Source organism: Serratia sp. AS12 (genome assembly GCF_000214195.1).
Lineage (GTDB): Bacteria > Pseudomonadota > Gammaproteobacteria > Enterobacterales > Enterobacteriaceae > Serratia > Serratia plymuthica.
Genome location: NC_015566.1, coordinates 5245406 through 5266553, shown reverse-complemented (window position 1 = coordinate 5266553; position 21148 = coordinate 5245406). Strand labels below are relative to the sequence as shown.

The following is a 21148-nucleotide window of genomic DNA, read 5'->3' as shown; positions in this document are numbered from 1 at the left end:
ATGCTTTTTCATGACAATTACAAAAAATACACTGCTGGCGGTGGTTTCTTCCATCACGGCTTTTTCTGGATGGGCGCAAGACAACACCAAAGCCAATAACAGCGATGACCTGGTGGTTTCCGCCAACCGTTTTTCACAGCCGGTTTCTTCCGTGCTGGCACCCACCTCTGTCGTTACCCGTGACGAAATCGACCGCTGGCAGGCAAAAAGCCTGACCGACGTGATGCGCCGTCTGCCGGGTGTAGACGTGTCACAAAACGGTGGCCTGGGGCAAACCAGTTCGCTGTTTATTCGCGGTACCAACTCCAGCCATGTATTGGTGCTGATTGACGGTGTTCGCCTTAACCAGGCTGGCGTCAGCGGCTCCTCCGACCTTAGCCAGATCCCGATCTCGCTGGTACAGAAAATTGAATTCATCCGTGGACCGCGCTCGGCGGTCTATGGCTCCGATGCCATCGGCGGCGTGGTCAACATCATTACCACCCGTGAAAAGAACGGCACTACGCTTTCCGCCGGCATGGGGTCAAACGGCTATCAAGCCTACGATGCGTCCACTCAGCAACAGTTGGGCGACAGCACGGTTGCGACCCTCGCCGGTAACTACACCTATACCAAAGGGTATGACGTGGTGGCGAATCTGCCAGACAGCTTTGGTAACCCGGCGCAAACTGACCGCGACGGTTTCATGAGTAAGTCTCTGTATGGCAGCATAGATCATAAGTTTAATGAGGCTTTCAGCGGATTTGTTCGCGGCTACGGTTATGACAACCGTACGGCTTATGATGGTAATTACAGCTATTCCGACCCGACACATTCAGACGCACTGCCGGATACCCGTCAGCTCTATAGCCAAAGCTGGGATAGCGGCCTGCGTTACCAGGACGGTATTTATGCCACTCAGTTGATTGCCAGCTATAGCCACAGTAAGGACTATAACTACGATCCCAAGTATGGCCCTTATTCTGCTTCTGCAACTTTGGATGATTCTACACAATACAATGTGCAGTGGGGTAATACGTTCCAGGTTGCCAATGGCAACATCAGTACGGGTGTTGATTGGCAGGATCAGAAAATTGAGCCAGGTACAGCTTATATTACCGACAGCAAGAGTCAGCGTAATACCGGACTTTATCTGACGGCACAGCAACAGATCGATTCCTTTACTCTGGAAGGGGCGGTGCGCGGTGATGATAATTCGCAATATGGCTGGCATGGCACTTGGCAAACCAGTGCTGCGTGGGAGTTTGTTGAGGGCTATCGTGCAATTGCTTCCTACGGTACTGCGTTTAAAGCACCGAATCTGGGGCAACAATACGGCAGCTTTGGCGGCAACCCGGATTTGAAGCCAGAGGAAAGCAAACAGTGGGAAGGTGGCTTTGAAGGATTGACTGGGCCGGTTACCTGGCGTGTCACGGGTTACCGTAACGATATAGACAATCTTATTAGCTATGCATCCAGCGGTTCTGGTTCTGCTTATTACAACGTTAATCAGGCAACCATTAAAGGCGTTGAAGCTACGGCTTCCTTTGATACCGGGCCGTTGACCCACCAGATTGGCTATGATTATGTTGATCCACGCAATGCCAAAACCAACGAAGTTCTGCTCCGTCGGGCCAAGCAGCAGGTGAAATATGAGCTGGACTGGCAGGTCTATGATTTCGACTGGGCCGTGACCTACCATTATCTGGGGGAACGTTATGACGGCGATTACAGTGGTTACACGACACGCACTGTCAAACTTGGCGGCGTCAGCCTGTGGGATCTCGCAGTTTCGTATCCGGTCACATCTCATCTGACAGTTCGTGGTAGAATTGCCAACCTGTTTGATAAAGATTATGAGACGGCTTATGGCTACGCTACTCCAGGAAGAGAATACTACCTCACTGGAAGCTATACCTTCTAACACCACCGCGAAGACCCGTCCGACGGTGCTGGTATTTGATTCCGGCGTCGGCGGGCTGTCGGTGTATCAGGAGGTTCGGCAACTGCTGCCGGACCTCCACTATATATACGCTTTCGATAATGTGGCGTTCCCCTACGGCGAGAAATCCGAAGAGTTTATCGTTGAACGCGTGCTGGAGATTGTCGGCGCGGTGCAACAGCGGCATCCTTTGGCGATTGTCGTCATCGCCTGTAATACCGCCAGTACCGTATCCTTACCGGCCTTACGTGAACGCTTTACCTTTCCGGTCGTTGGTGTGGTACCTGCCATCAAACCTGCCGCCCGTCTGACCGCCAATGGCGTTGTCGGCCTGCTGGCTACTCGCGGTACCGTACAGCGCACTTATACCCATGAGTTGATTGCCCGCTTCGCTACCGATTGCAAGATCGAGCTATTGGGATCTTCAGAGCTGGTGGAACTGGCGGAAGCCAAGCTGCACGGTGAAGCCGTACCGCTGGCCACGCTGAAGAAAATTCTGCATCCATGGCTGAGCATGCGTGAGCCACCGGATACCGTGGTACTCGGTTGCACCCACTTCCCTCTATTAGCAGAAGAGTTAATGCAGGTGTTGCCTGAGGGAACCCGACTGGTGGATTCCGGCGCGGCTATTGCCCGTCGTACCGCTTGGCTTATTTCTTCGCAGGAAAATCTGGTATCGACTCAGGAAGATAATCTGGCGTATTGCATGGCGTTGAATGAAGACACTGACGCTTTATTGCCCGTTTTGCAGGGATATGGCTTTAAATCGTTGAAAAAACTGCCTCTTTAACAGGGTTTTGGTTAAACATTCAACGGTTGGAAAAAATATTGAAATTAGGGGTTGCGGCCTTCTGAGAACTCCCTATAATGCGCCTCCACTGACCGGGAACAACGACTCCTCTAACGAGAACCAGTCGCCCAGCCAGGAAGAAGCAAGCCGGTGAAAACACCGTTTCTTAATAAGAAAAAAGCTTGACTCTTCAGCGGGAAAGCGTAATATGCACCTCCCGCGTTACCGAGAGTTATCTCAGTAACGAACGCTCTTTAACAATTTATCAGACAATCTGTGTGGGCACTCCACAAGACGATATCCAGTACCTTCGGGTACGAAAAAATATCAAGTCTTGAAGAGTGACTACTGAAGTAAAATTCATTTAGTAACCTTTGAGCATCGCTTCACGAGTTGAAGCAAATCGAACTTTTAAATTGAAGAGTTTGATCATGGCTCAGATTGAACGCTGGCGGCAGGCCTAACACATGCAAGTCGAGCGGTAGCACAGGAGAGCTTGCTCTCTGGGTGACGAGCGGCGGACGGGTGAGTAATGTCTGGGAAACTGCCTGATGGAGGGGGATAACTACTGGAAACGGTAGCTAATACCGCATAACGTCTACGGACCAAAGTGGGGGACCTTCGGGCCTCACGCCATCAGATGTGCCCAGATGGGATTAGCTAGTAGGTGGGGTAATGGCTCACCTAGGCGACGATCCCTAGCTGGTCTGAGAGGATGACCAGCCACACTGGAACTGAGACACGGTCCAGACTCCTACGGGAGGCAGCAGTGGGGAATATTGCACAATGGGCGCAAGCCTGATGCAGCCATGCCGCGTGTGTGAAGAAGGCCTTAGGGTTGTAAAGCACTTTCAGCGAGGAGGAAGGGTTCAGTGTTAATAGCACTGTACATTGACGTTACTCGCAGAAGAAGCACCGGCTAACTCCGTGCCAGCAGCCGCGGTAATACGGAGGGTGCAAGCGTTAATCGGAATTACTGGGCGTAAAGCGCACGCAGGCGGTTTGTTAAGTCAGATGTGAAATCCCCGCGCTTAACGTGGGAACTGCATTTGAAACTGGCAAGCTAGAGTCTTGTAGAGGGGGGTAGAATTCCAGGTGTAGCGGTGAAATGCGTAGAGATCTGGAGGAATACCGGTGGCGAAGGCGGCCCCCTGGACAAAGACTGACGCTCAGGTGCGAAAGCGTGGGGAGCAAACAGGATTAGATACCCTGGTAGTCCACGCTGTAAACGATGTCGATTTGGAGGTTGTGCCCTTGAGGCGTGGCTTCCGGAGCTAACGCGTTAAATCGACCGCCTGGGGAGTACGGCCGCAAGGTTAAAACTCAAATGAATTGACGGGGGCCCGCACAAGCGGTGGAGCATGTGGTTTAATTCGATGCAACGCGAAGAACCTTACCTACTCTTGACATCCAGAGAATTCGCTAGAGATAGCTTAGTGCCTTCGGGAACTCTGAGACAGGTGCTGCATGGCTGTCGTCAGCTCGTGTTGTGAAATGTTGGGTTAAGTCCCGCAACGAGCGCAACCCTTATCCTTTGTTGCCAGCGATTCGGTCGGGAACTCAAAGGAGACTGCCGGTGATAAACCGGAGGAAGGTGGGGATGACGTCAAGTCATCATGGCCCTTACGAGTAGGGCTACACACGTGCTACAATGGCGTATACAAAGAGAAGCGAACTCGCGAGAGCAAGCGGACCTCATAAAGTACGTCGTAGTCCGGATTGGAGTCTGCAACTCGACTCCATGAAGTCGGAATCGCTAGTAATCGTAGATCAGAATGCTACGGTGAATACGTTCCCGGGCCTTGTACACACCGCCCGTCACACCATGGGAGTGGGTTGCAAAAGAAGTAGGTAGCTTAACCTTCGGGAGGGCGCTTACCACTTTGTGATTCATGACTGGGGTGAAGTCGTAACAAGGTAACCGTAGGGGAACCTGCGGTTGGATCACCTCCTTACCTAATGATATTGATTCGAGTGGCGTGCTCACACAGATTGTCTGATGAAATGAAAGAGAGCATAAGGCTTAATCTTATCGGTTAAGTCTTAAAGCACCTTGTCGGGTCTGTAGCTCAGGTGGTTAGAGCGCACCCCTGATAAGGGTGAGGTCGGTGGTTCAAGTCCACTCAGACCCACCAATTCCCTCCTATCCTGCGTTGTCGACTCACATGTTTACGTCAGTAAACGTTGTAGGCCTTCGCTTTGACGAGAAGCGAATTGGCGAAGGTAGTAGACAGGGTGTAAAAATGCTTTTCTGATATGGGGCTATAGCTCAGCTGGGAGAGCGCCTGCCTTGCACGCAGGAGGTCAGCGGTTCGATCCCGCTTAGCTCCACCATATCAAAAAATCTTAAAACTGATTCGCAAGAGTCACGTTTAAGATATTGCTCTTTAACAATCTGGAACAAGCTGAAAATTGAAACATGACAGCTGAAACTTATCCCTCCGTAGATGTATTGGGGTAAGGATTAACCTGTCATAGAGTCTCTCAAATAAACAGCACGACAGTGTTTTCTGTTTACAGAAACACCTTCGGGTTGTGAGGTTAAGTGACTAAGCGTACACGGTGGATGCCTAGGCAGTCAGAGGCGATGAAGGGCGTGCTAATCTGCGAAAAGTGTCGGTAAGGTGATATGAACCGTTATAACCGGCAATACCCGAATGGGGAAACCCAGTGCAATTCGTTGCACTATCATACGATGAATACATAGTCGTATGAGGCGAACCGGGGGAACTGAAACATCTAAGTACCCCGAGGAAAAGAAATCAACCGAGATTCCCCCAGTAGCGGCGAGCGAACGGGGAACAGCCCAGAACCTGAATCAGTTTATGTGTTAGTGGAAGCGTCTGGAAAGTCGCACAGTAAAGGGTGATAGTCCCGTACACTAAAATGCACATTCTGTGAGTTCGATGAGTAGGGCGGGACACGTGACATCCTGTCTGAATATGGGGGGACCATCCTCCAAGGCTAAATACTCCTGACTGACCGATAGTGAACCAGTACCGTGAGGGAAAGGCGAAAAGAACCCCGGCGAGGGGAGTGAAATAGAACCTGAAACCGTGTACGTACAAGCAGTGGGAGCCTACTTTGTTGGGTGACTGCGTACCTTTTGTATAATGGGTCAGCGACTTATATTTTGTAGCAAGGTTAACCGTATAGGGGAGCCGTAGGGAAACCGAGTCTTAACTGGGCGAATAGTTGCAAGGTATAGACCCGAAACCCGGTGATCTAGCCATGGGCAGGTTGAAGGTTGGGTAACACTAACTGGAGGACCGAACCGACTAATGTTGAAAAATTAGCGGATGACTTGTGGCTGGGGGTGAAAGGCCAATCAAACCGGGAGATAGCTGGTTCTCCCCGAAAGCTATTTAGGTAGCGCCTCGTGAACTCATCTTCGGGGGTAGAGCACTGTTTCGGCTAGGGGGCCATCCCGGCTTACCAAACCGATGCAAACTCCGAATACCGAAGAATGTTATCACGGGAGACACACGGCGGGTGCTAACGTCCGTCGTGAAGAGGGAAACAACCCAGACCGCCAGCTAAGGTCCCAAAGTCATGGTTAAGTGGGAAACGATGTGGGAAGGCATAGACAGCCAGGATGTTGGCTTAGAAGCAGCCATCATTTAAAGAAAGCGTAATAGCTCACTGGTCGAGTCGGCCTGCGCGGAAGATGTAACGGGGCTAAACCATGCACCGAAGCTGCGGCAGCGACGCTTAGGCGTTGTTGGGTAGGGGAGCGTTCTGTAAGCCGTTGAAGGTGGCCTGTGAGGGTTGCTGGAGGTATCAGAAGTGCGAATGCTGACATAAGTAACGATAAAGCGGGTGAAAAACCCGCTCGCCGGAAGACCAAGGGTTCCTGTCCAACGTTAATCGGGGCAGGGTGAGTCGACCCCTAAGGCGAGGCCGAAAGGCGTAGTCGATGGGAAACAGGTTAATATTCCTGTACTCGGTGTTACTGCGAAGGGGGGACGGAGAAGGCTAGGCTAGCCGGGCGACGGTTGTCCCGGTTTAAGCGTGTAGGGGGAGAGAATTGGTAAATCCGTTCTCTTATTCAACCCTGAGGCGTGATGACGATGCACTACGGTGCAGAAGTAGTTGATGCCAAGCTTCCAGGAAAAGCCTCTAAGCATCAGGTAACACAGAATCGTACCCCAAACCGACACAGGTGGTCAGGTAGAGAATACCAAGGCGCTTGAGAGAACTCGGGTGAAGGAACTAGGCAAAATGGTGCCGTAACTTCGGGAGAAGGCACGCTGGCGCGTAGGTGAAGAGACTTGCTCTCGGAGCCGAAGCCAGTCGCAGATACCAGCTGGCTGCAACTGTTTAATAAAAACACAGCACTGTGCAAACACGAAAGTGGACGTATACGGTGTGACGCCTGCCCGGTGCTGGAAGGTTAATTGATGGGGTCAGCCGCAAGGCGAAGCTCTTGATCGAAGCCCCAGTAAACGGCGGCCGTAACTATAACGGTCCTAAGGTAGCGAAATTCCTTGTCGGGTAAGTTCCGACCTGCACGAATGGCGTAATGATGGCCAGGCTGTCTCCACCCGAGACTCAGTGAAATTGAACTCGCTGTGAAGATGCAGTGTACCCGCGGCAAGACGGAAAGACCCCGTGAACCTTTACTATAGCTTGACACTGAACATTGAGCCTTGATGTGTAGGATAGGTGGGAGGCTTTGAAGCGTGGACGCCAGTCTGCGTGGAGCCAACCTTGAAATACCACCCTTTAATGTTTGATGTTCTAACTCGGCCCCGTAATCCGGGGTGAGGACAGTGTCTGGTGGGTAGTTTGACTGGGGCGGTCTCCTCCCAAAGAGTAACGGAGGAGCACGAAGGTTAGCTAATCACGGTCGGACATCGTGAGGTTAGTGCAAAGGCATAAGCTAGCTTGACTGCGAGAGTGACGGCTCGAGCAGGTACGAAAGTAGGTCTTAGTGATCCGGTGGTTCTGAATGGAAGGGCCATCGCTCAACGGATAAAAGGTACTCCGGGGATAACAGGCTGATACCGCCCAAGAGTTCATATCGACGGCGGTGTTTGGCACCTCGATGTCGGCTCATCACATCCTGGGGCTGAAGTAGGTCCCAAGGGTATGGCTGTTCGCCATTTAAAGTGGTACGCGAGCTGGGTTTAGAACGTCGTGAGACAGTTCGGTCCCTATCTGCCGTGGGCGTTGGAAGATTGAGAGGGGTTGCTCCTAGTACGAGAGGACCGGAGTGAACGCACCACTGGTGTTCGGGTTGTCATGCCAATGGCATTGCCCGGTAGCTAAGTGCGGAAAAGATAAGCGCTGAAAGCATCTAAGCGCGAAACTTGCCTCGAGATGAGTCTTCCCTGGGCCTTTAAGGCCCCTGAAGGAACGTTTAAGACTAAGACGTTGATAGGCTGGGTGTGTAAGTGCAGCGATGCATTGAGCTAACCAGTACTAATGATCCGTGAGGCTTAACCTTACAACACCGAAGGTGTTTTAGAGAGATTGGTGTAGATTTTCAGCGAAGTTCCGAGATTGGTTTCAATGGCGACACGAGAGTGAAGCGGTTGGAATGAAACAGAATTTGCCTGGCGGCAATAGCGCGGTGGTCCCACCTGACTCCATGCCGAACTCAGAAGTGAAACGCCGTAGCGCCGATGGTAGTGTGGGGTCTCCCCATGCGAGAGTAGGACACTGCCAGGCATCAAATAAACGTTATCAGCATGACACCTGGTAATGAGCAGGATCGCCAAGCGCGGTTTTGCCTGCATCGAAAGGTGCAACGTAAAAGAATCGGTGGAGCGGTAGTTCAGTTGGTTAGAATACCTGCCTGTCACGCAGGGGGTCGCGGGTTCGAGCCCCGTCCGTTCCGCCACTTATTTAAATTATGCCTGCTAATTTTAGCAGGCATAATGTTAAGCGAGATTTAGGGGCGTAGCTCAGTTGGTAGAGCACCGGTCTCCAAAACCGGGTGTCGCGAGTTCGAGTCTCTCCGCCCCTGCCATATTAAAAACCCTTCGCGAAAGCGAAGGGTTTTTTTTGCTTTCTACATTTTCTAAATTTTCGCTACTCCTCTGAAAAATTGCCTAAAAACCCCTCTGAAATCGTTCCCAATTTAGACATTTTTAGCTGAATCCATGTACAAAATGGTTGTTCTACCGCGATGTGATGCTGCTCATTATTCCTGCCTGATTTTCAACTACAACTAAGTAGCGCCCAACCTTTTGGCCGCCAACTCCACCAGAAAAATAGGCAGCATATACAACAACGACTACCCCTGTCGGAGGGAGTCACATCCCAGGGCAAAGCGAGGAGAACAACATGGTTAAACGTCTGCTGTTAGCGGCCGCCATTACTGGCGCATTGATCGGTTCTGCACAGGCAGCACCGCTGGTCGTCGGCTTTTCTCAGATTGGTTCTGAATCGGGCTGGCGCTCGGCGGAAACCAAAGTATCGAAACAAGAAGCGGAAAAGCGTGGAATTACGCTGAAAATCGCCGATGCGCAGCAAAAACAGGAAAACCAGATCAAAGCGGTAAGATCTTTTATTGCCCAGGGCGTTGACGCTATTTTCATTGCGCCAGTTGTCGCTACCGGCTGGACCCCGGTACTGCAAGAGGCGAAAGAGGCCAAAATCCCGGTATTCCTGCTCGACAGGATGATCGAAGTGAACGATCCCTCGCTGTATACCGCGGCTGTGGCATCGGACAGTGTGCATGAAGGCAAAGTTGCGGGGGAGTGGCTGGTCAAAGAGGTTGCCGGTAAGCCTTGTAACGTGGTGGAACTGCAAGGCACCGTGGGCGCCAGCGTCGCAATCAACCGCAAGAAAGGCTTTGCTGACGGCATCGCCAGCGCCGCCAACGTCAAAATTATCCGTTCGCAATCCGGCGACTTCACCCGCAGCAAGGGTAAAGAAGTGATGGAAAGCTTCATCAAGGCCGAGCAGAACGGCAAAAATATCTGCGCCGTATACGCTCACAACGACGATATGGCGATAGGTGCCATTCAGGCGATCAAAGAAGCCGGCTTGAAACCAGGCTCACAAATTAAAATCGTCTCCATCGACGGTGTTCCCGATATCTTCAAAGCGATGATCAATGGCGAGGCCAATGCGTCGGTCGAACTGACACCGAATATGGCTGGCCCTGCGTTCGACGCGCTGTTGGCGATGAAGAAAGACGGAACGCAACCCGCGAAGTTTATTCAGACCGAATCGAAACTGCTGCAGCCTGATACCGCAAAACAGGAATTCGAGCTGAAGAAAAGCATGGGTTATTAATCCACTCACCGACGGGACAAAAGATGGCCGCATCTCAGACCACGTTATTGGCGATTAAGGGACTATCCGTCGAGTTTCCTGGCGTAAAGGCGCTGGAAGAGGTTGATTTCACGCTGCAGCGCGGAGAGATCATGGCGTTGTTGGGTGAAAACGGCGCGGGGAAATCCACGCTAATCAAAGCGCTGACCGGGGTTTATCAGCGTTCCGCCGGTGAAATCCTGCTGGAGGGCAAAGCCATTGCGCCGCAAAGCACCGCGCAAGCGCAGGAGTTGGGGATTGGTACGGTTTATCAGGAAGTTAACCTGCTGGCGAATATCTCGGTGGCCGCCAATTTGTTTATCGGCCGCGAACCTACCCGTTTCGGCCTGGTCGATCAAAAAACCATGCTGCGGCGGGCCCAGCAACTTTTGCAGGGCTATGGGTTGCAGCTGGATGCCAGCCAGCCATTGGGCAATTATTCGATTGCGATCCAGCAGATTGTCGCCATCGCCCGGGCGGTCGATCTTTCAGCCAAAGTCCTGATCCTGGATGAACCCACTGCGAGCCTGGATGCTAAAGAAGTCACCATGCTGCTGGATATTCTCAGTCAGCTGCGTTCGCAGGGGATAGGCATGATCTTTGTCACTCATTTCCTCGATCAGGTTTACCGTATCAGCGATCGCATTACCGTGCTGCGCAACGGTAGGTTGGTGGGTACCAAGCCTGCCGACGACTTGCCACGGCTGGAGCTGGTCCAGATGATGCTCGGTCACGCCTTTGACGAGTCGTTGCTCAAGCGGGGCGAGCATGTACCGACGGATGCGTCTCCGCTGGTCGAATTTAACGGCTACGGGCGTCGTGGCATGGTTGAACCCTTCGATCTGAGAATAAGGCCGGGTGAGATTGTCGGATTGGCAGGCCTGCTCGGTTCGGGGCGAACCGAAACGGCCCAACTGATATTTGGCATCAAATCGCATGATAGCGGCAGTGCGAAAGTGGAGGGTCGCGCGGTGAATATTCGCACACCGCGCAAAGCTGCCAATCTCGGCTTCGGTTATTGCCCGGAGGATCGTAAAACCGACGGAATTATCGGTGCTGCGACGGTGCGAGAAAATATCATTCTGGCTCTGCAGGCTCAGCGCGGCTGGTTAAAGCCGCTCTCGCTACGAGAGCAAACCCGCATTGCCGAGAGTTTTATCCAATTATTAGGTATCCGCACGCCGGGCCCGGAGCAACAGATCCAATACCTGTCCGGAGGGAATCAGCAGAAGGTGCTGCTGTCACGTTGGTTGGCAACCAAACCCCGTTTTCTGATCCTGGATGAACCGACGCGCGGGATTGACGTTGGTGCGCATGCAGAAATTATCAGGCTGATCGAAAGGTTGTGTGATGAAGGATTAGCGCTGCTGGTGATCTCTTCTGAGTTGGAGGAACTGGCGGGATATGTCGATCGCATCGTGGTATTGCGCGACAGGAAACACATTACACAGCTTGAGCATACGGCTATTACGGTACCTGCGATTATGCAGGCTATTGCTGTGCAACAGGGGGCAGGATGAACCACAGGAGCTTCTCCATGACCGGTGGACCACGCAAAGTCAAATGGGTATTCCCGGCCGGGGCGACGCAGTTGGGAGCGTTGGCGGCGATTTTGCTGATCGACAGCCTGGTCGCCCCGAATTTCTTTTCCATTCACATTCAGGATGGCCGTCTGTTTGGCAGCGTGATCGACATCGTTAACCGCGGAGCGCCGGTGGCGTTGCTTGCCTTGGGCATGACGCTGGTGATCGCCACCGGCGGTATCGACCTCTCAGTGGGGGCCGTGATGGCAATCGCCGGTGCTACGGCGGCAACGCTGACCAGCGCGGGCTATCCACTGGGTTACGTGCTGACCGCTGCGCTGGCCGTGGGGGCGTTGTGTGGTCTGTGGAACGGATTTCTGGTCGCGGTGCTGCAGATACAACCGATTGTCGCCACACTGATGTTGATGGTGGCCGGGCGCGGTATTGCACAGCTGATCACCGAAGGGCAAATCGTCACTTTCGAACGCGAAGGTTTGGCGCAACTGGGCAGCGGCGCGCTGATGTATTTGCCGATGCCGGCGATCATTGCCGCCGCGATGCTGTTGTTGATCTGGCTGCTGACGCGCAAAACCGCGCTGGGGCTGTTCATCGAGGCGGTGGGGATTAACCTGCGCTCGGCGCGCAATGCGGGGGTGAGTACGCGTTGGGTGGTCATGGCGGTCTATGTGATCTGCGGGCTGTGCGCCGCCGTGGCGGGGATTATTGTGACTGCGGATATCCGTGGTGCAGATGCCAACAATGCCGGACTGTGGCTGGAGCTGGATGCGATTTTAGCGGTGGTGATTGGCGGAGGATCCTTGCTGGGCGGCCGTTTTAATCTTCTGTTGTCGGTAGTGGGGGCATTGATTATCCAGGGGATGAATACCGGCATTCTACTGTCCGGCTATCGGCCGGAGTTCAATCTGGTACTGAAGGCGATAGTGGTGCTGGCGGTGCTGATGATTCAATCGCCGAGCGTATCGTTGCATCGGCTGTTAAGGAGACGAAAGCCATGATCAAACGTAATCTGTCACTGTTGATTACCCTCGTGGTCTTTCTTCTGGGCTACGGATTTTGTCTAACCCAGTTCCCCAGCTTTGCGTCAACGCGGGTATGGTGCGATTTACTGACAGACAACGCGTTTCTCGGCATTGTGGCGGTGGGGATGACGTTTGTGATCCTGTCCGGCGGTATCGATCTGTCGGTTGGTTCGGTGATCGCCTTCACCGGCGTATTGTTGGCCAAGCTGATCGGCGTTTATGGCATTGCACCGGGCTATGCGTTCGTCATTGCTCTGTTGATGGGGGCGTCGTTTGGCGCTCTGATGGGCTGGATCATTGATGCGCTCAAGCTACCGGCATTTATCATCACGCTGGCTGGTATGTTCTTCGTACGCGGCATGAGTTTTATCCTTTCGGAAGAGTCGATACCCATTGATCATCCGCTGTATGCGACGCTGGCGAACTACGCCTGGAAACTGCCGGGTGGCGGCCGCTTCACGCTGTTAGCGTTGGTGATGCTGTTGGTGGTGGCGGTTGGCATGGTGCTGGCGCACCGCACGCGCTTCGGCCATAACGTCTATGCCATCGGCGGCAATCGGGTATCTGCGGCATTAATGGGTGTGCCGGTACAACGTACCACGGTGCTGATTTATATGCTTTCAGGCACGCTGGCGGCGCTGTCCGGGATTATTTTCTCGTTATATACCTCTGCGGGCTATGCGCTGGCGGCCAGCGGTGTCGAGCTGGATGCCATTGCCGCCGTGGTGATTGGTGGCACGTTGTTGACCGGCGGTGTCGGTACCGTGCTGGGCACGTTGTTTGGCGTGCTGATCCAGGGGCTGATTCAGAGCTATATCACCTTCGACGGTACGCTCAGCTCATGGTGGACCAAAATCGTCATCGGCATCCTGTTGTTCTGCTTTATCGGCCTCCAGAAGGCGATGAGCGCATTTTGGCTCAACAGACGAACCAAACCACGCCATCCCCGACTAAAGCCGCTATAGCGTCTTAGGCTGCGGTGTTTAAAGGTATTTTCAGCAATTGCCGGATGAGTGGCTGCTGGTCGCTATTTTGCAGCCACACAGCGTACAGCGGGCGGATAATCGCCGGGGTTTCGGGGGTCGCCACCAACTGCGGATAGTCCTTCTCCCACTGGCTGGGCAGGAAGGCGCAGCCGCCGGTGGTTTCCAGTAACTGGCGGGTCAGGTGTGCCGAGGTGGTGGTAAGCACCGGCAGATTATCGCTTTCCAACATGCGGCTTTCTTGCGGATGAAAGTCTGCCCCCCATTCCAGCTTGATGTACGGCATCGGCGCATGCTTATCACGTAGAGTAGAAGAGAACAGCCGCAGCGAGAAATTACCCAGCAGCTGGCTGGCCAGCTCATCCATCTTTGGCGGTTCGGTCGTGATGAGCAAATCGAGCTGTCTTTCATGCAGCTGTTTTACCAAAGAATGCCGTAGCGCAACCCTGGCTTCAAGTTGTAACGCTTCACGTTGCTGATAGAGCGATTGCAGCCACGGGGTTAGGTAGGCCTCCCACAAAGATGCGGTGGCACCGATGGATAACTCGGTGTGCTGCAGCGAACGCACCACCTCTTTTTTTGCCAACTGCCAGGTTGTCATCAGGCTCTCAGCATAGGGCAGAAGCCGCTCTCCGGCTGGCGTCAGGCGGATATTGTTACGGTGACGGGTGAATAAATTCGCGCCTAATTGGTTTTCTAACTGGCGGATGCGGAAACTGACCGCAGACTGCGTTAAGTACAAGGATTCCGCGGCTCGGCCAAAGTGACGCGTTCTACTGACCTCCAAAAAGGTTTTCAGTAATTCGGTATCCACACCTATCTCCAGAAATTTTTATCGTTAAGATTTAAATGTTTTGTTTTACACAATGTCAAGCCTATCTAATACTCCGCGCCATAAACAGCACGGCCATGAGAGAATTAGGAGCGTGTCAGATGGCGGATAGCTTCACCACGACCAATCGTTTTTTTGATAATAAACATTATCCTCGCGGGTTCTCCCGTCACGGCGATTTCACCATTAAAGAAGCGCAATTGCTAGAGCGCTTCGGGTATGCGTTCAACGAGTTGGACGCAGGCAAACGCCAGCCGGCCACTGAAGAAGAACAGCTGTTCGTCGCAGTGTGCCACGGTGAACGTGAGCCGGTAACCGAGCAGGAAAAAGTATGGGCTAAATATCTGGCGCGCACACGTCGTCCGAAAAAATTCCATACCCTGTCCGGTGGCAAGCCGCAGGCTGATGCGGTGGAAGACTACACCGAAAGCGACGATTGATAACGATGGGGCCTGCGGGCCCCATTTTTATTCCAGGCTGCGGTGCAGCTGCAGCAACAGTCGGTCCATACAGCGGTAGCCAAGCGCTTCGCTCAGGTGACGCTTATCAATATCCCGATCCCCCGCCAAATCCGCCAGCGTACGTGCCACTTTTAAAATTCGTTGCCAGGCGCGAACCGATAATCCCAACTTGTTTAACGTCGCCTCAAGAAAATCGGCATCCGGTGCGCTGAGCGTACAATCCCGTTCGACTTCGGGATTACTCAACAGGGCGTTGATTTTTCCTGCCCGGCAGAGTTGCCTTTCACGCGCCTGCAATACCCGTTCACGTACCTGAATGCTGCTTTCTCCGCCGGTGCGCTTTTTACTGAGCACGCCTGGCGGCAGCAACGGCACCTCAATCGATAAATCGAAACGATCGAGAAACGGCCCTGAAAGCCGCCCGAGATAGCGCAAGACCTGTTGCGGCGACGCGCGGTTATGCATGCCCTGGTAGTGTCCTGTCGGGCTGGGATTCATTGCGGCGATCAACTGCACCCTGGCTGGAAAGCAGACCTTGGCGCTGGCGCGTGAAATGACGATTTCGCCAGACTCCAGCGGTTCACGCAGGGCATCCAGCACGCGCCGTTCGAATTCCGGCAACTCGTCCAGAAACAGTACGCCGTTATGCGCCATGGAGATTTCCCCCGGTCGCGGCAGTGAGCCACCGCCAACCAGCGCGACCATTGAGGCGCTGTGATGCGGTGCGCGAAATGGCCGCTGGCGCCATGGCAGCGTTTCGGCAGGGTGATGCAGCAGACTGGCTACGGCCACGCTTTCCAGCGCCTCCCGGTCGGTCAGCGGCGGCAGCAGGCCGTTCAGGCGGCTGGCCAACATGGTTTTCCCGGTACCCGGCGGGCCGACCAGCAGCAGGTTATGCCCTCCTGCTGCGGCGATCTCCAGCGCACGCTTGGCCTGTTCCTGGCCCAGAATATCCTGCAGATCGGCGGGTTCCTGCCGGGTTTCGGCGGCGGCTGGGGCGCTGGCCACCGGTAAAACACCTTTGCCCAACAGAAAGGCGCACACTTCCAGCAAATGTTCCGCCACCCGGCTTTCACTCTGTGCAATCAGGCCCACTTCCTTACCATTGGCTGCCGCCAGAATCAGTTGTCTTCCGGCATCCATTGCCGCCAGCGCGGCCGGTATCGCGCCGCTTACTCCCCGCAGAGCGCCGGAGAGCGCCAGCTCCCCGAGGAACTCATAGCGCGCCAGCTGATCGGCCGGCAGCTGTTCGGAGGCGGCGAGGATTGCCAGGGCAATAGGCAGATCGTAACGGCCGCCCTCTTTGGGAAGATCGGCTGGAGCCAGGTTGACGGTGATGCGTCGGGCGGGAAAGGTGAAACCGTTGTTGATCAACGCGCTGCGTACCCGATCGCGGGCCTCTTTCACCGTGGTTTCCGGCAGGCCGACCATTGTCAGGCCGGGTAGCCCGTTACTGATATGTACTTCGACCGTCACCGAAGGGGCCTGAACGCCCATCGTTGCCCGGGTATAGATAACCGCCAGTGACATATTGCTCTCCTTTCTGAAGGCAACATGATGCGGGATTCGCGCCCCCGGAGCGCGGCAACGTTAAAGAGTTTGCGTAAAGGTTCGTAATTTAGATCTTTTATTTCAAATGGATATAAATATTTTGCGGAGCGCATCGCAAGTGATGGCAATACCCCTTAACAATTACGCGAACGCTGCAACACATTAGCGGGCTAGCCCTGTTGCAGACGGAGGTGGGATGGGTGTATTTAACAATTAGTTAAAATAAAACCCCTTTAATTAACAAACTCCGACCGCCGACGCGTTTCGCCACGGCAGCCGCTAAACCTCATGACTTCGTACGCGAGAGTAGGGATAACACTATGTTTGGTTGGACCCCGCAGCAACGCAATGCGGCTATCGCCAGCTTTTCAAGCTGGACGCTCGATGCGTTTGATTTCTTCGTGCTGGTGTTTTTGCTCAGCGATATCGCGCAATCTTTTCATGTCGGCATGGAAGAGGTGACACTGGCGATCCTGCTGACGCTGGCAGTACGTCCGATCGGCGCGCTGATCTTCGGCCGCGCGGCGGAAAAATACGGCCGCAAACCGATTTTGATGCTGAACATCGTGTTCTTCTCGGTGTTTGAGCTGCTGTCTGCAGCGGCCCCGTCGCTGACGGTATTTTTGCTGCTACGGGTATTGTACGGCGTGGCGATGGGCGGGATCTGGGGCGTGGCGTCATCGCTGGCGATGGAAACCATCCCGGACCGTTCACGCGGCCTGATGTCGGGGATTTTCCAGGCTGGTTATCCGTTTGGTTATTTGTTGGCGGCAGTGGTATACGGTCTGCTGTTTGAGGCGGTGGGTTGGCGTGGCATGTTTGTTATCGGTGCAGCGCCGATTTTGCTGTTGCCGTTTATTTACTATTGCGTACAGGAATCGCCGGTGTGGCTGGCGGCGCGTGAACGCAAGGAAAGCAGCGCGTTGCTGCCGGTGCTGAAGAGCCATTGGAAACTGTGCGGCTATCTGGTGCTGCTGATGGCCGCGTTTAATTTCTTCTCGCACGGCACCCAGGATATGTATCCGGTGTTTCTGAAAGTTCAGCATGGTTTCGATGCTAAAACCGTCAGTATCATCGCTATTAGCTACAATATCGCGTCAATTATCGGCGGGGTTTTCTTCGGTGCGCTGTCGGAAAAAATCGGCCGCAGGAAAGCGATTATCATCGCTGCGCTGCTGGCCTTGCCGGTGATCCCGCTGTGGGCGTTTTCCAGCGGTTCGCTGATGCTCGGGATTGGCGCATTTTTGATGCAATTCATGGTGCAGGGCGCCTGGGGCGTGGTTCCGAGCTATCTCACCGAGCTGGTACCGGCCAATACCCGTGCGGTGCTGCCGGGGTTCGTTTACCAGTTGGGCAATCTGATTGCGTCGGTGAACGCGACATTACAGGCAACGATTGCCGCTCACCATGGACACAACTATGGGCTGGCGATGGCGATCATTGCCGGCACGGTGGCGATTGTTATCGCACTGTTGGTGTTCTTCGGCAAGGATACGCGCGGCCAGGCAATCTCTGGCGAGGTGAAAACCCCAAGCCTGCACGCTAATGTTTGAAATCGCGGTAGTTTGCGTGAGGTATGACCAGATTGCGTCGAATAATAACGCAAAAAAAGTGTTGTCATGCCGAGCGTGACTATGGTACCTCTGTAGGCATTAGTTCGAAACGAGCACAGTGAACAAACCTATTATGAAAGCCTTTGCCCAAGTGATTAGCCTAGTCGTGATTAGCGTGGTGGTGATTATTATCCCACCGTGCGGGGCTGCACTTGGACGAAGAAAGGCTTAGAAAACAAGCCGGAATCGCAAGAGAACCCCCGCACCGTAAGGTCCGGGGGTTTTTTATTGGCATAAGAAAAGTGAAGCAAGGATAAGAGAATGAATAACAGAACAAAATCCTGTAGTTGTCGAAGTAAGGCGAGGAAATAACCATGAACGGGGCTCAGTGGGTAGTACAAGCGTTGCGTGCGCAGGGTGTTGATACGGTATTCGGCTATCCGGGCGGCGCAATCATGCCGGTTTACGATGCACTGTATGACGGCGGGGTGGAACACCTGCTGTGCCGCCACGAACAAGGCGCCGCAATGGCCGCCATCGGCTATGCCCGTTCAACCGGCAAAGTCGGCGTTTGTATCGCTACCTCCGGCCCTGGCGCCACCAATCTGATCACCGGCCTGGCCGATGCGCTGCTGGACTCTGTGCCGGTCGTGGCTATCACCGGTCAGGTAGGTTCTGCGCTGATCGGCACCGATGCCTTTCAGGAGATCGATGTTCTCGGCCTGTCTCTGGCCTGCACCAAACACAGCTTCCTGGTGGAATCACTGGACGCGCTGCCGGGCATCATGACGGAAGCCTTCGCCATCGCCGGCAGTGGTCGCCCAGGCCCAGTGCTGATCGATATCCCGAAAGACATCCAGCTGGCGCAGGGTGATCTGCACCCGCACCTGATGCCGGTAGTGGAAGAACTGAACTACCCGGCGGCAGAGCTGGTGCAAGCCGCGGAGTTGTTGGCGCAGGCGCACAAACCGATGCTGTACGTTGGCGGTGGAGTTGGCATGGCGCAGGCGGTGCCAGCGTTGCGCGAGTTTATCGCCGTGACCCAGATGCCAAGCGTCGCCACGTTGAAAGGGCTGGGCGCGCCAGACGCGGAACACGCCTATTATCTCGGCATGCTGGGCATGCATGGAACCAAGGCCGCCAACCTGGCGGTGCAGGAATGCGATTTGCTGATCGCCGTCGGCGCGCGTTTTGACGATCGCGTGACCGGCAAACTGAACGCGTTCGCACCGCACGCCAAGGTGATCCATATGGATATCGACCCGGCGGAGATGAGCAAGCTGCGTCAGGCGCACGTGGCATTGCAGGGCGATTTGAAAGCTTTGTTGCCTGCACTGCAGCAGCCGTTGAATATCAGCACCTGGCAGCAGCGGGTCGCTGAGCTGAAAGAAACCCATACCTGGCGTTACGATCACCCAGGCCAGCCGATCTACGCGCCGCTGCTGTTGAAACAGTTATCCGAGCGCAAACCGGCCAATACTGTGGTTACCACCGACGTGGGCCAGCACCAGATGTGGACCGCGCAGCACATGACCTTTGAACGCCCTGAAAACTTCATCACGTCCAGCGGCCTGGGCACCATGGGGTTCGGCGTACCGGCCGCGGTGGGGGCCCAAATGGCGCGGCCGCAGGATACGGTGATCTGCGTGTCGGGCGACGGTTCCTTCATGATGAACGTGCAAGAGCTGGGTACCATAAAACGAAAACAGCTGCCGCTGAAAATCGTTTTACTGGATAACCAGCGTTTAGGGATGGTTCGACAGTGGCAGCAGCTGTTTTTTGACGGTCGTTACAGTGAAACCAACCTGTCCGATAACCCCGATTTCCTGATGTTGGCCAATGCCTTCGGTATTCCCGGCCAGCGCATTACCCGCAAAGACCAAGTGGCAGACGCTCTCGACGCCTTACTCAACAGCGAAGGGCCTTATCTGCTGCATGTGTCCATTGATGAACTCGAAAACGTCTGGCCGCTGGTGCCGCCGGGCGCCGGCAACGAAACCATGTTGGAGAAAATGTCATGATGCAGCATCAACTCTCGATCCAGGCACGTTTTCGTCCTGAAATGTTAGAGCGCGTATTGCGCGTCGTGCGTCATCGCGGCTTTCAGGTTTGTGCTATGAATATGGTTTCAGCGGTGAATACCGACAACATCAATATTGAATTGACCGTTGCCAGCCAGCGCCCGGTGGATCTACTGTCATCACAGTTAAGCAAACTGATGGACGTCTCCTGCGTTGAGATCCAGCAACCAACATCACAACAAATACGCGCCTAAGGCGCGAGAAGGATAAAGAATAATGACGAAGAAAGCCGATTACATTTGGTTCAATGGTGAGATGGTTCCCTGGGCTGACGCCAAAGTGCACGTGATGTCGCATGCGTTGCACTACGGCACTTCGGTGTTTGAAGGAGTCCGTTGCTACGACTCCCATAAAGGCCCGGTGGTATTCCGCCACCGCGAACATATGCAGCGTCTGCACGACTCGGCAAAAATCTATCGCATGCCGGTATCGCACAGCGTCGATGAGCTGATGGAAGCCTGCCGTGCCACGCTGCGTAAAAACAATTTGGTCAGTGCTTATATTCGTCCGCTGGTGTTTGTTGGCGATGTCGGCATGGGGGTTAACCCGCCAGCCGGTTACAATACCGACGTGATTATCGCGGCGTTTCCTTGGGGCGCGTATCTGGGTGAAGAAGCGCTGGAGCAAGGCATCGATGCGATGGTTTCTTCCTGGCAGCGCGTAGCGCCCAACACCATTCCTACCGCGGCCAAGGCCGGCGGTAACTACCTTTCCTCCCTGCTGGTGGGCAGCGAAGCGCGCCGCCACGGTTATCAGGAAGGGATTGCGCTTGACGTGCACGGTTATATTTCCGAAGGGGCGGGCGAGAACCTGTTCGAAGTGAAAGACGGCGTGCTGTTTACCCCGCCGTTCACCTCTTCCGCGCTGCCTGGCATCACCCGTGACGCCATTATCAAACTGGCGAAAGACATGGGCTTCGAAGTGCGTGAGCAGGTATTGTCGCGCGAGTCGTTGTACCTGGCCGACGAAGTGTTCATGTCCGGCACCGCAGCGGAAATCACCCCGGTGCGCAGCGTTGACGGCATCCAGGTCGGTATCGGCAAATGCGGCCCGGTGACCAAACAGATCCAACAGGCGTTCTTTGGCCTGTTTACCGGCAAGACCGAAGACAAGTACGGTTGGCTGGATCCGGTAAATCCATAATTTA

The 21148-nt window shown here is 54.3% G+C and carries 14 protein-coding genes, 4 tRNA genes and 3 rRNA genes; 19 read left to right on the top strand and 2 right to left on the bottom strand.

Going from position 1 to position 21148, the window contains the following annotated elements; all coding sequences use genetic code 11:
- Window positions 1-10 precede the first annotated feature (10 nt).
- The 13 genes from btuB (at window position 11) to yjfF (ending at window position 13505) form a co-directional block, all read left to right on the top strand.
- Window positions 11-1903 (top strand): TonB-dependent vitamin B12 receptor BtuB, encoded by a 1893-nt coding sequence (gene btuB, locus SERAS12_RS24330; protein WP_013814979.1) that lies wholly within the window; start codon window positions 11-13, stop codon window positions 1901-1903.
- Window positions 1848-2711 carry a glutamate racemase gene (gene murI, locus SERAS12_RS24325; RefSeq protein ID WP_013814978.1) on the top strand — a complete coding sequence of 288 codons (864 nt, stop codon included), beginning with the start codon at window positions 1848-1850 and terminating at the stop codon, window positions 2709-2711. Before btuB ends, murI begins: the two co-directional genes overlap by 56 nt.
- 413 nt (window positions 2712-3124) lie before the next feature.
- Window positions 3125-4666: ribosomal RNA gene (locus SERAS12_RS24320) — 16S ribosomal RNA — on the top strand.
- Between the two features lie 103 nt (window positions 4667-4769).
- Window positions 4770-4846: transfer RNA gene (locus tag SERAS12_RS24315), tRNA-Ile, on the top strand.
- Between the two features lie 123 nt (window positions 4847-4969).
- Window positions 4970-5045: transfer RNA gene (locus tag SERAS12_RS24310), tRNA-Ala, on the top strand.
- A gap of 205 nt (window positions 5046-5250) precedes the next feature.
- Window positions 5251-8160 (top strand): 23S ribosomal RNA (locus tag SERAS12_RS24305).
- A 108-nt stretch (window positions 8161-8268) separates the two neighbouring features.
- Window positions 8269-8384: ribosomal RNA gene (gene rrf, locus SERAS12_RS24300) — 5S ribosomal RNA — on the top strand.
- The 16S, 23S and 5S rRNA genes sit together here with 4 tRNA genes alongside, the layout of an rRNA operon.
- A gap of 95 nt (window positions 8385-8479) precedes the next feature.
- Window positions 8480-8556: transfer RNA gene (locus SERAS12_RS24295), tRNA-Asp, on the top strand.
- Window positions 8557-8609: 53 nt separating this feature from the next.
- Window positions 8610-8685, top strand: a tRNA-Trp gene (locus tag SERAS12_RS24290).
- Window positions 8686-9002: 317 nt separating this feature from the next.
- Window positions 9003-9959, top strand: a complete 957-nt coding sequence (ytfQ, locus tag SERAS12_RS24285) for a galactofuranose ABC transporter, galactofuranose-binding protein YtfQ (RefSeq protein WP_013814977.1) — start codon at window positions 9003-9005, stop codon at window positions 9957-9959.
- 23 nt (window positions 9960-9982) lie between these two features.
- A complete protein-coding gene (gene ytfR / locus SERAS12_RS24280) occupies window positions 9983-11497 on the top strand; it encodes a galactofuranose ABC transporter, ATP-binding protein YtfR (RefSeq protein ID WP_013814976.1) in 1515 nt (504 codons plus the stop codon).
- On the top strand, window positions 11494-12516 hold the full coding sequence (gene ytfT, locus SERAS12_RS24275) for a galactofuranose ABC transporter, ATP-binding protein YtfT (protein WP_143760048.1): 1023 nt from the start codon (window positions 11494-11496) through the stop codon (window positions 12514-12516). The genes ytfR and ytfT overlap by 4 nt, the downstream gene beginning before the upstream one ends.
- Window positions 12513-13505 carry a galactofuranose ABC transporter, permease protein YjfF gene (yjfF, locus tag SERAS12_RS24270; RefSeq protein WP_013814974.1) on the top strand — a complete coding sequence of 331 codons (993 nt, stop codon included), beginning with the start codon at window positions 12513-12515 and terminating at the stop codon, window positions 13503-13505. The genes ytfT and yjfF overlap by 4 nt, the downstream gene beginning before the upstream one ends.
- A gap of 4 nt (window positions 13506-13509) precedes the next feature.
- Here yjfF and hdfR read toward each other — a convergent pair whose 3' ends face one another.
- Complete coding sequence (hdfR, locus tag SERAS12_RS24265) at window positions 13510-14337, bottom strand: HTH-type transcriptional regulator HdfR (RefSeq protein WP_013814973.1); 828 nt, start codon at window positions 14335-14337, stop codon at window positions 13510-13512.
- Between the two features lie 119 nt (window positions 14338-14456).
- Here hdfR and SERAS12_RS24260 point away from each other — a divergent pair, with 119 nt between their 5' ends.
- Window positions 14457-14795 (top strand): DUF413 domain-containing protein, encoded by a 339-nt coding sequence (locus SERAS12_RS24260; protein ID WP_004951725.1) that lies wholly within the window; start codon window positions 14457-14459, stop codon window positions 14793-14795.
- Window positions 14796-14822: 27 nt separating this feature from the next.
- Here the strand turns inward: SERAS12_RS24260 and SERAS12_RS24255 are convergent, their stop codons facing one another.
- Window positions 14823-16346 carry a YifB family Mg chelatase-like AAA ATPase gene (locus SERAS12_RS24255; protein ID WP_013814972.1) on the bottom strand — a complete coding sequence of 508 codons (1524 nt, stop codon included), beginning with the start codon at window positions 16344-16346 and terminating at the stop codon, window positions 14823-14825.
- Window positions 16347-16687: 341 nt separating this feature from the next.
- Here SERAS12_RS24255 and SERAS12_RS24250 point away from each other — a divergent pair, with 341 nt between their 5' ends.
- From SERAS12_RS24250 to ilvE, 5 genes are all read left to right on the top strand, one after another.
- Window positions 16688-17920: an MFS transporter gene (locus SERAS12_RS24250; protein ID WP_013814971.1), complete on the top strand. Its 1233-nt coding sequence runs from the start codon at window positions 16688-16690 to the stop codon at window positions 17918-17920.
- Window positions 17921-18053: 133 nt separating this feature from the next.
- Window positions 18054-18152, top strand: a complete 99-nt coding sequence (gene ilvL, locus SERAS12_RS25985; RefSeq protein ID WP_013814970.1) for an ilv operon leader peptide — start codon at window positions 18054-18056, stop codon at window positions 18150-18152.
- A 142-nt stretch (window positions 18153-18294) separates the two neighbouring features.
- Complete coding sequence (gene ilvG, locus SERAS12_RS24245; protein ID WP_013814969.1) at window positions 18295-19941, top strand: acetolactate synthase 2 catalytic subunit; 1647 nt, start codon at window positions 18295-18297, stop codon at window positions 19939-19941.
- Complete coding sequence (gene ilvM, locus SERAS12_RS24240) at window positions 19938-20195, top strand: acetolactate synthase 2 small subunit (protein WP_004951714.1); 258 nt, start codon at window positions 19938-19940, stop codon at window positions 20193-20195. The genes ilvG and ilvM overlap by 4 nt, the downstream gene beginning before the upstream one ends.
- Window positions 20196-20217: 22 nt before the next feature.
- Window positions 20218-21144, top strand: a complete 927-nt coding sequence (ilvE, locus tag SERAS12_RS24235; protein WP_013814968.1) for a branched-chain-amino-acid transaminase — start codon at window positions 20218-20220, stop codon at window positions 21142-21144.
- Window positions 21145-21148: the final 4 nt, after the last annotated feature.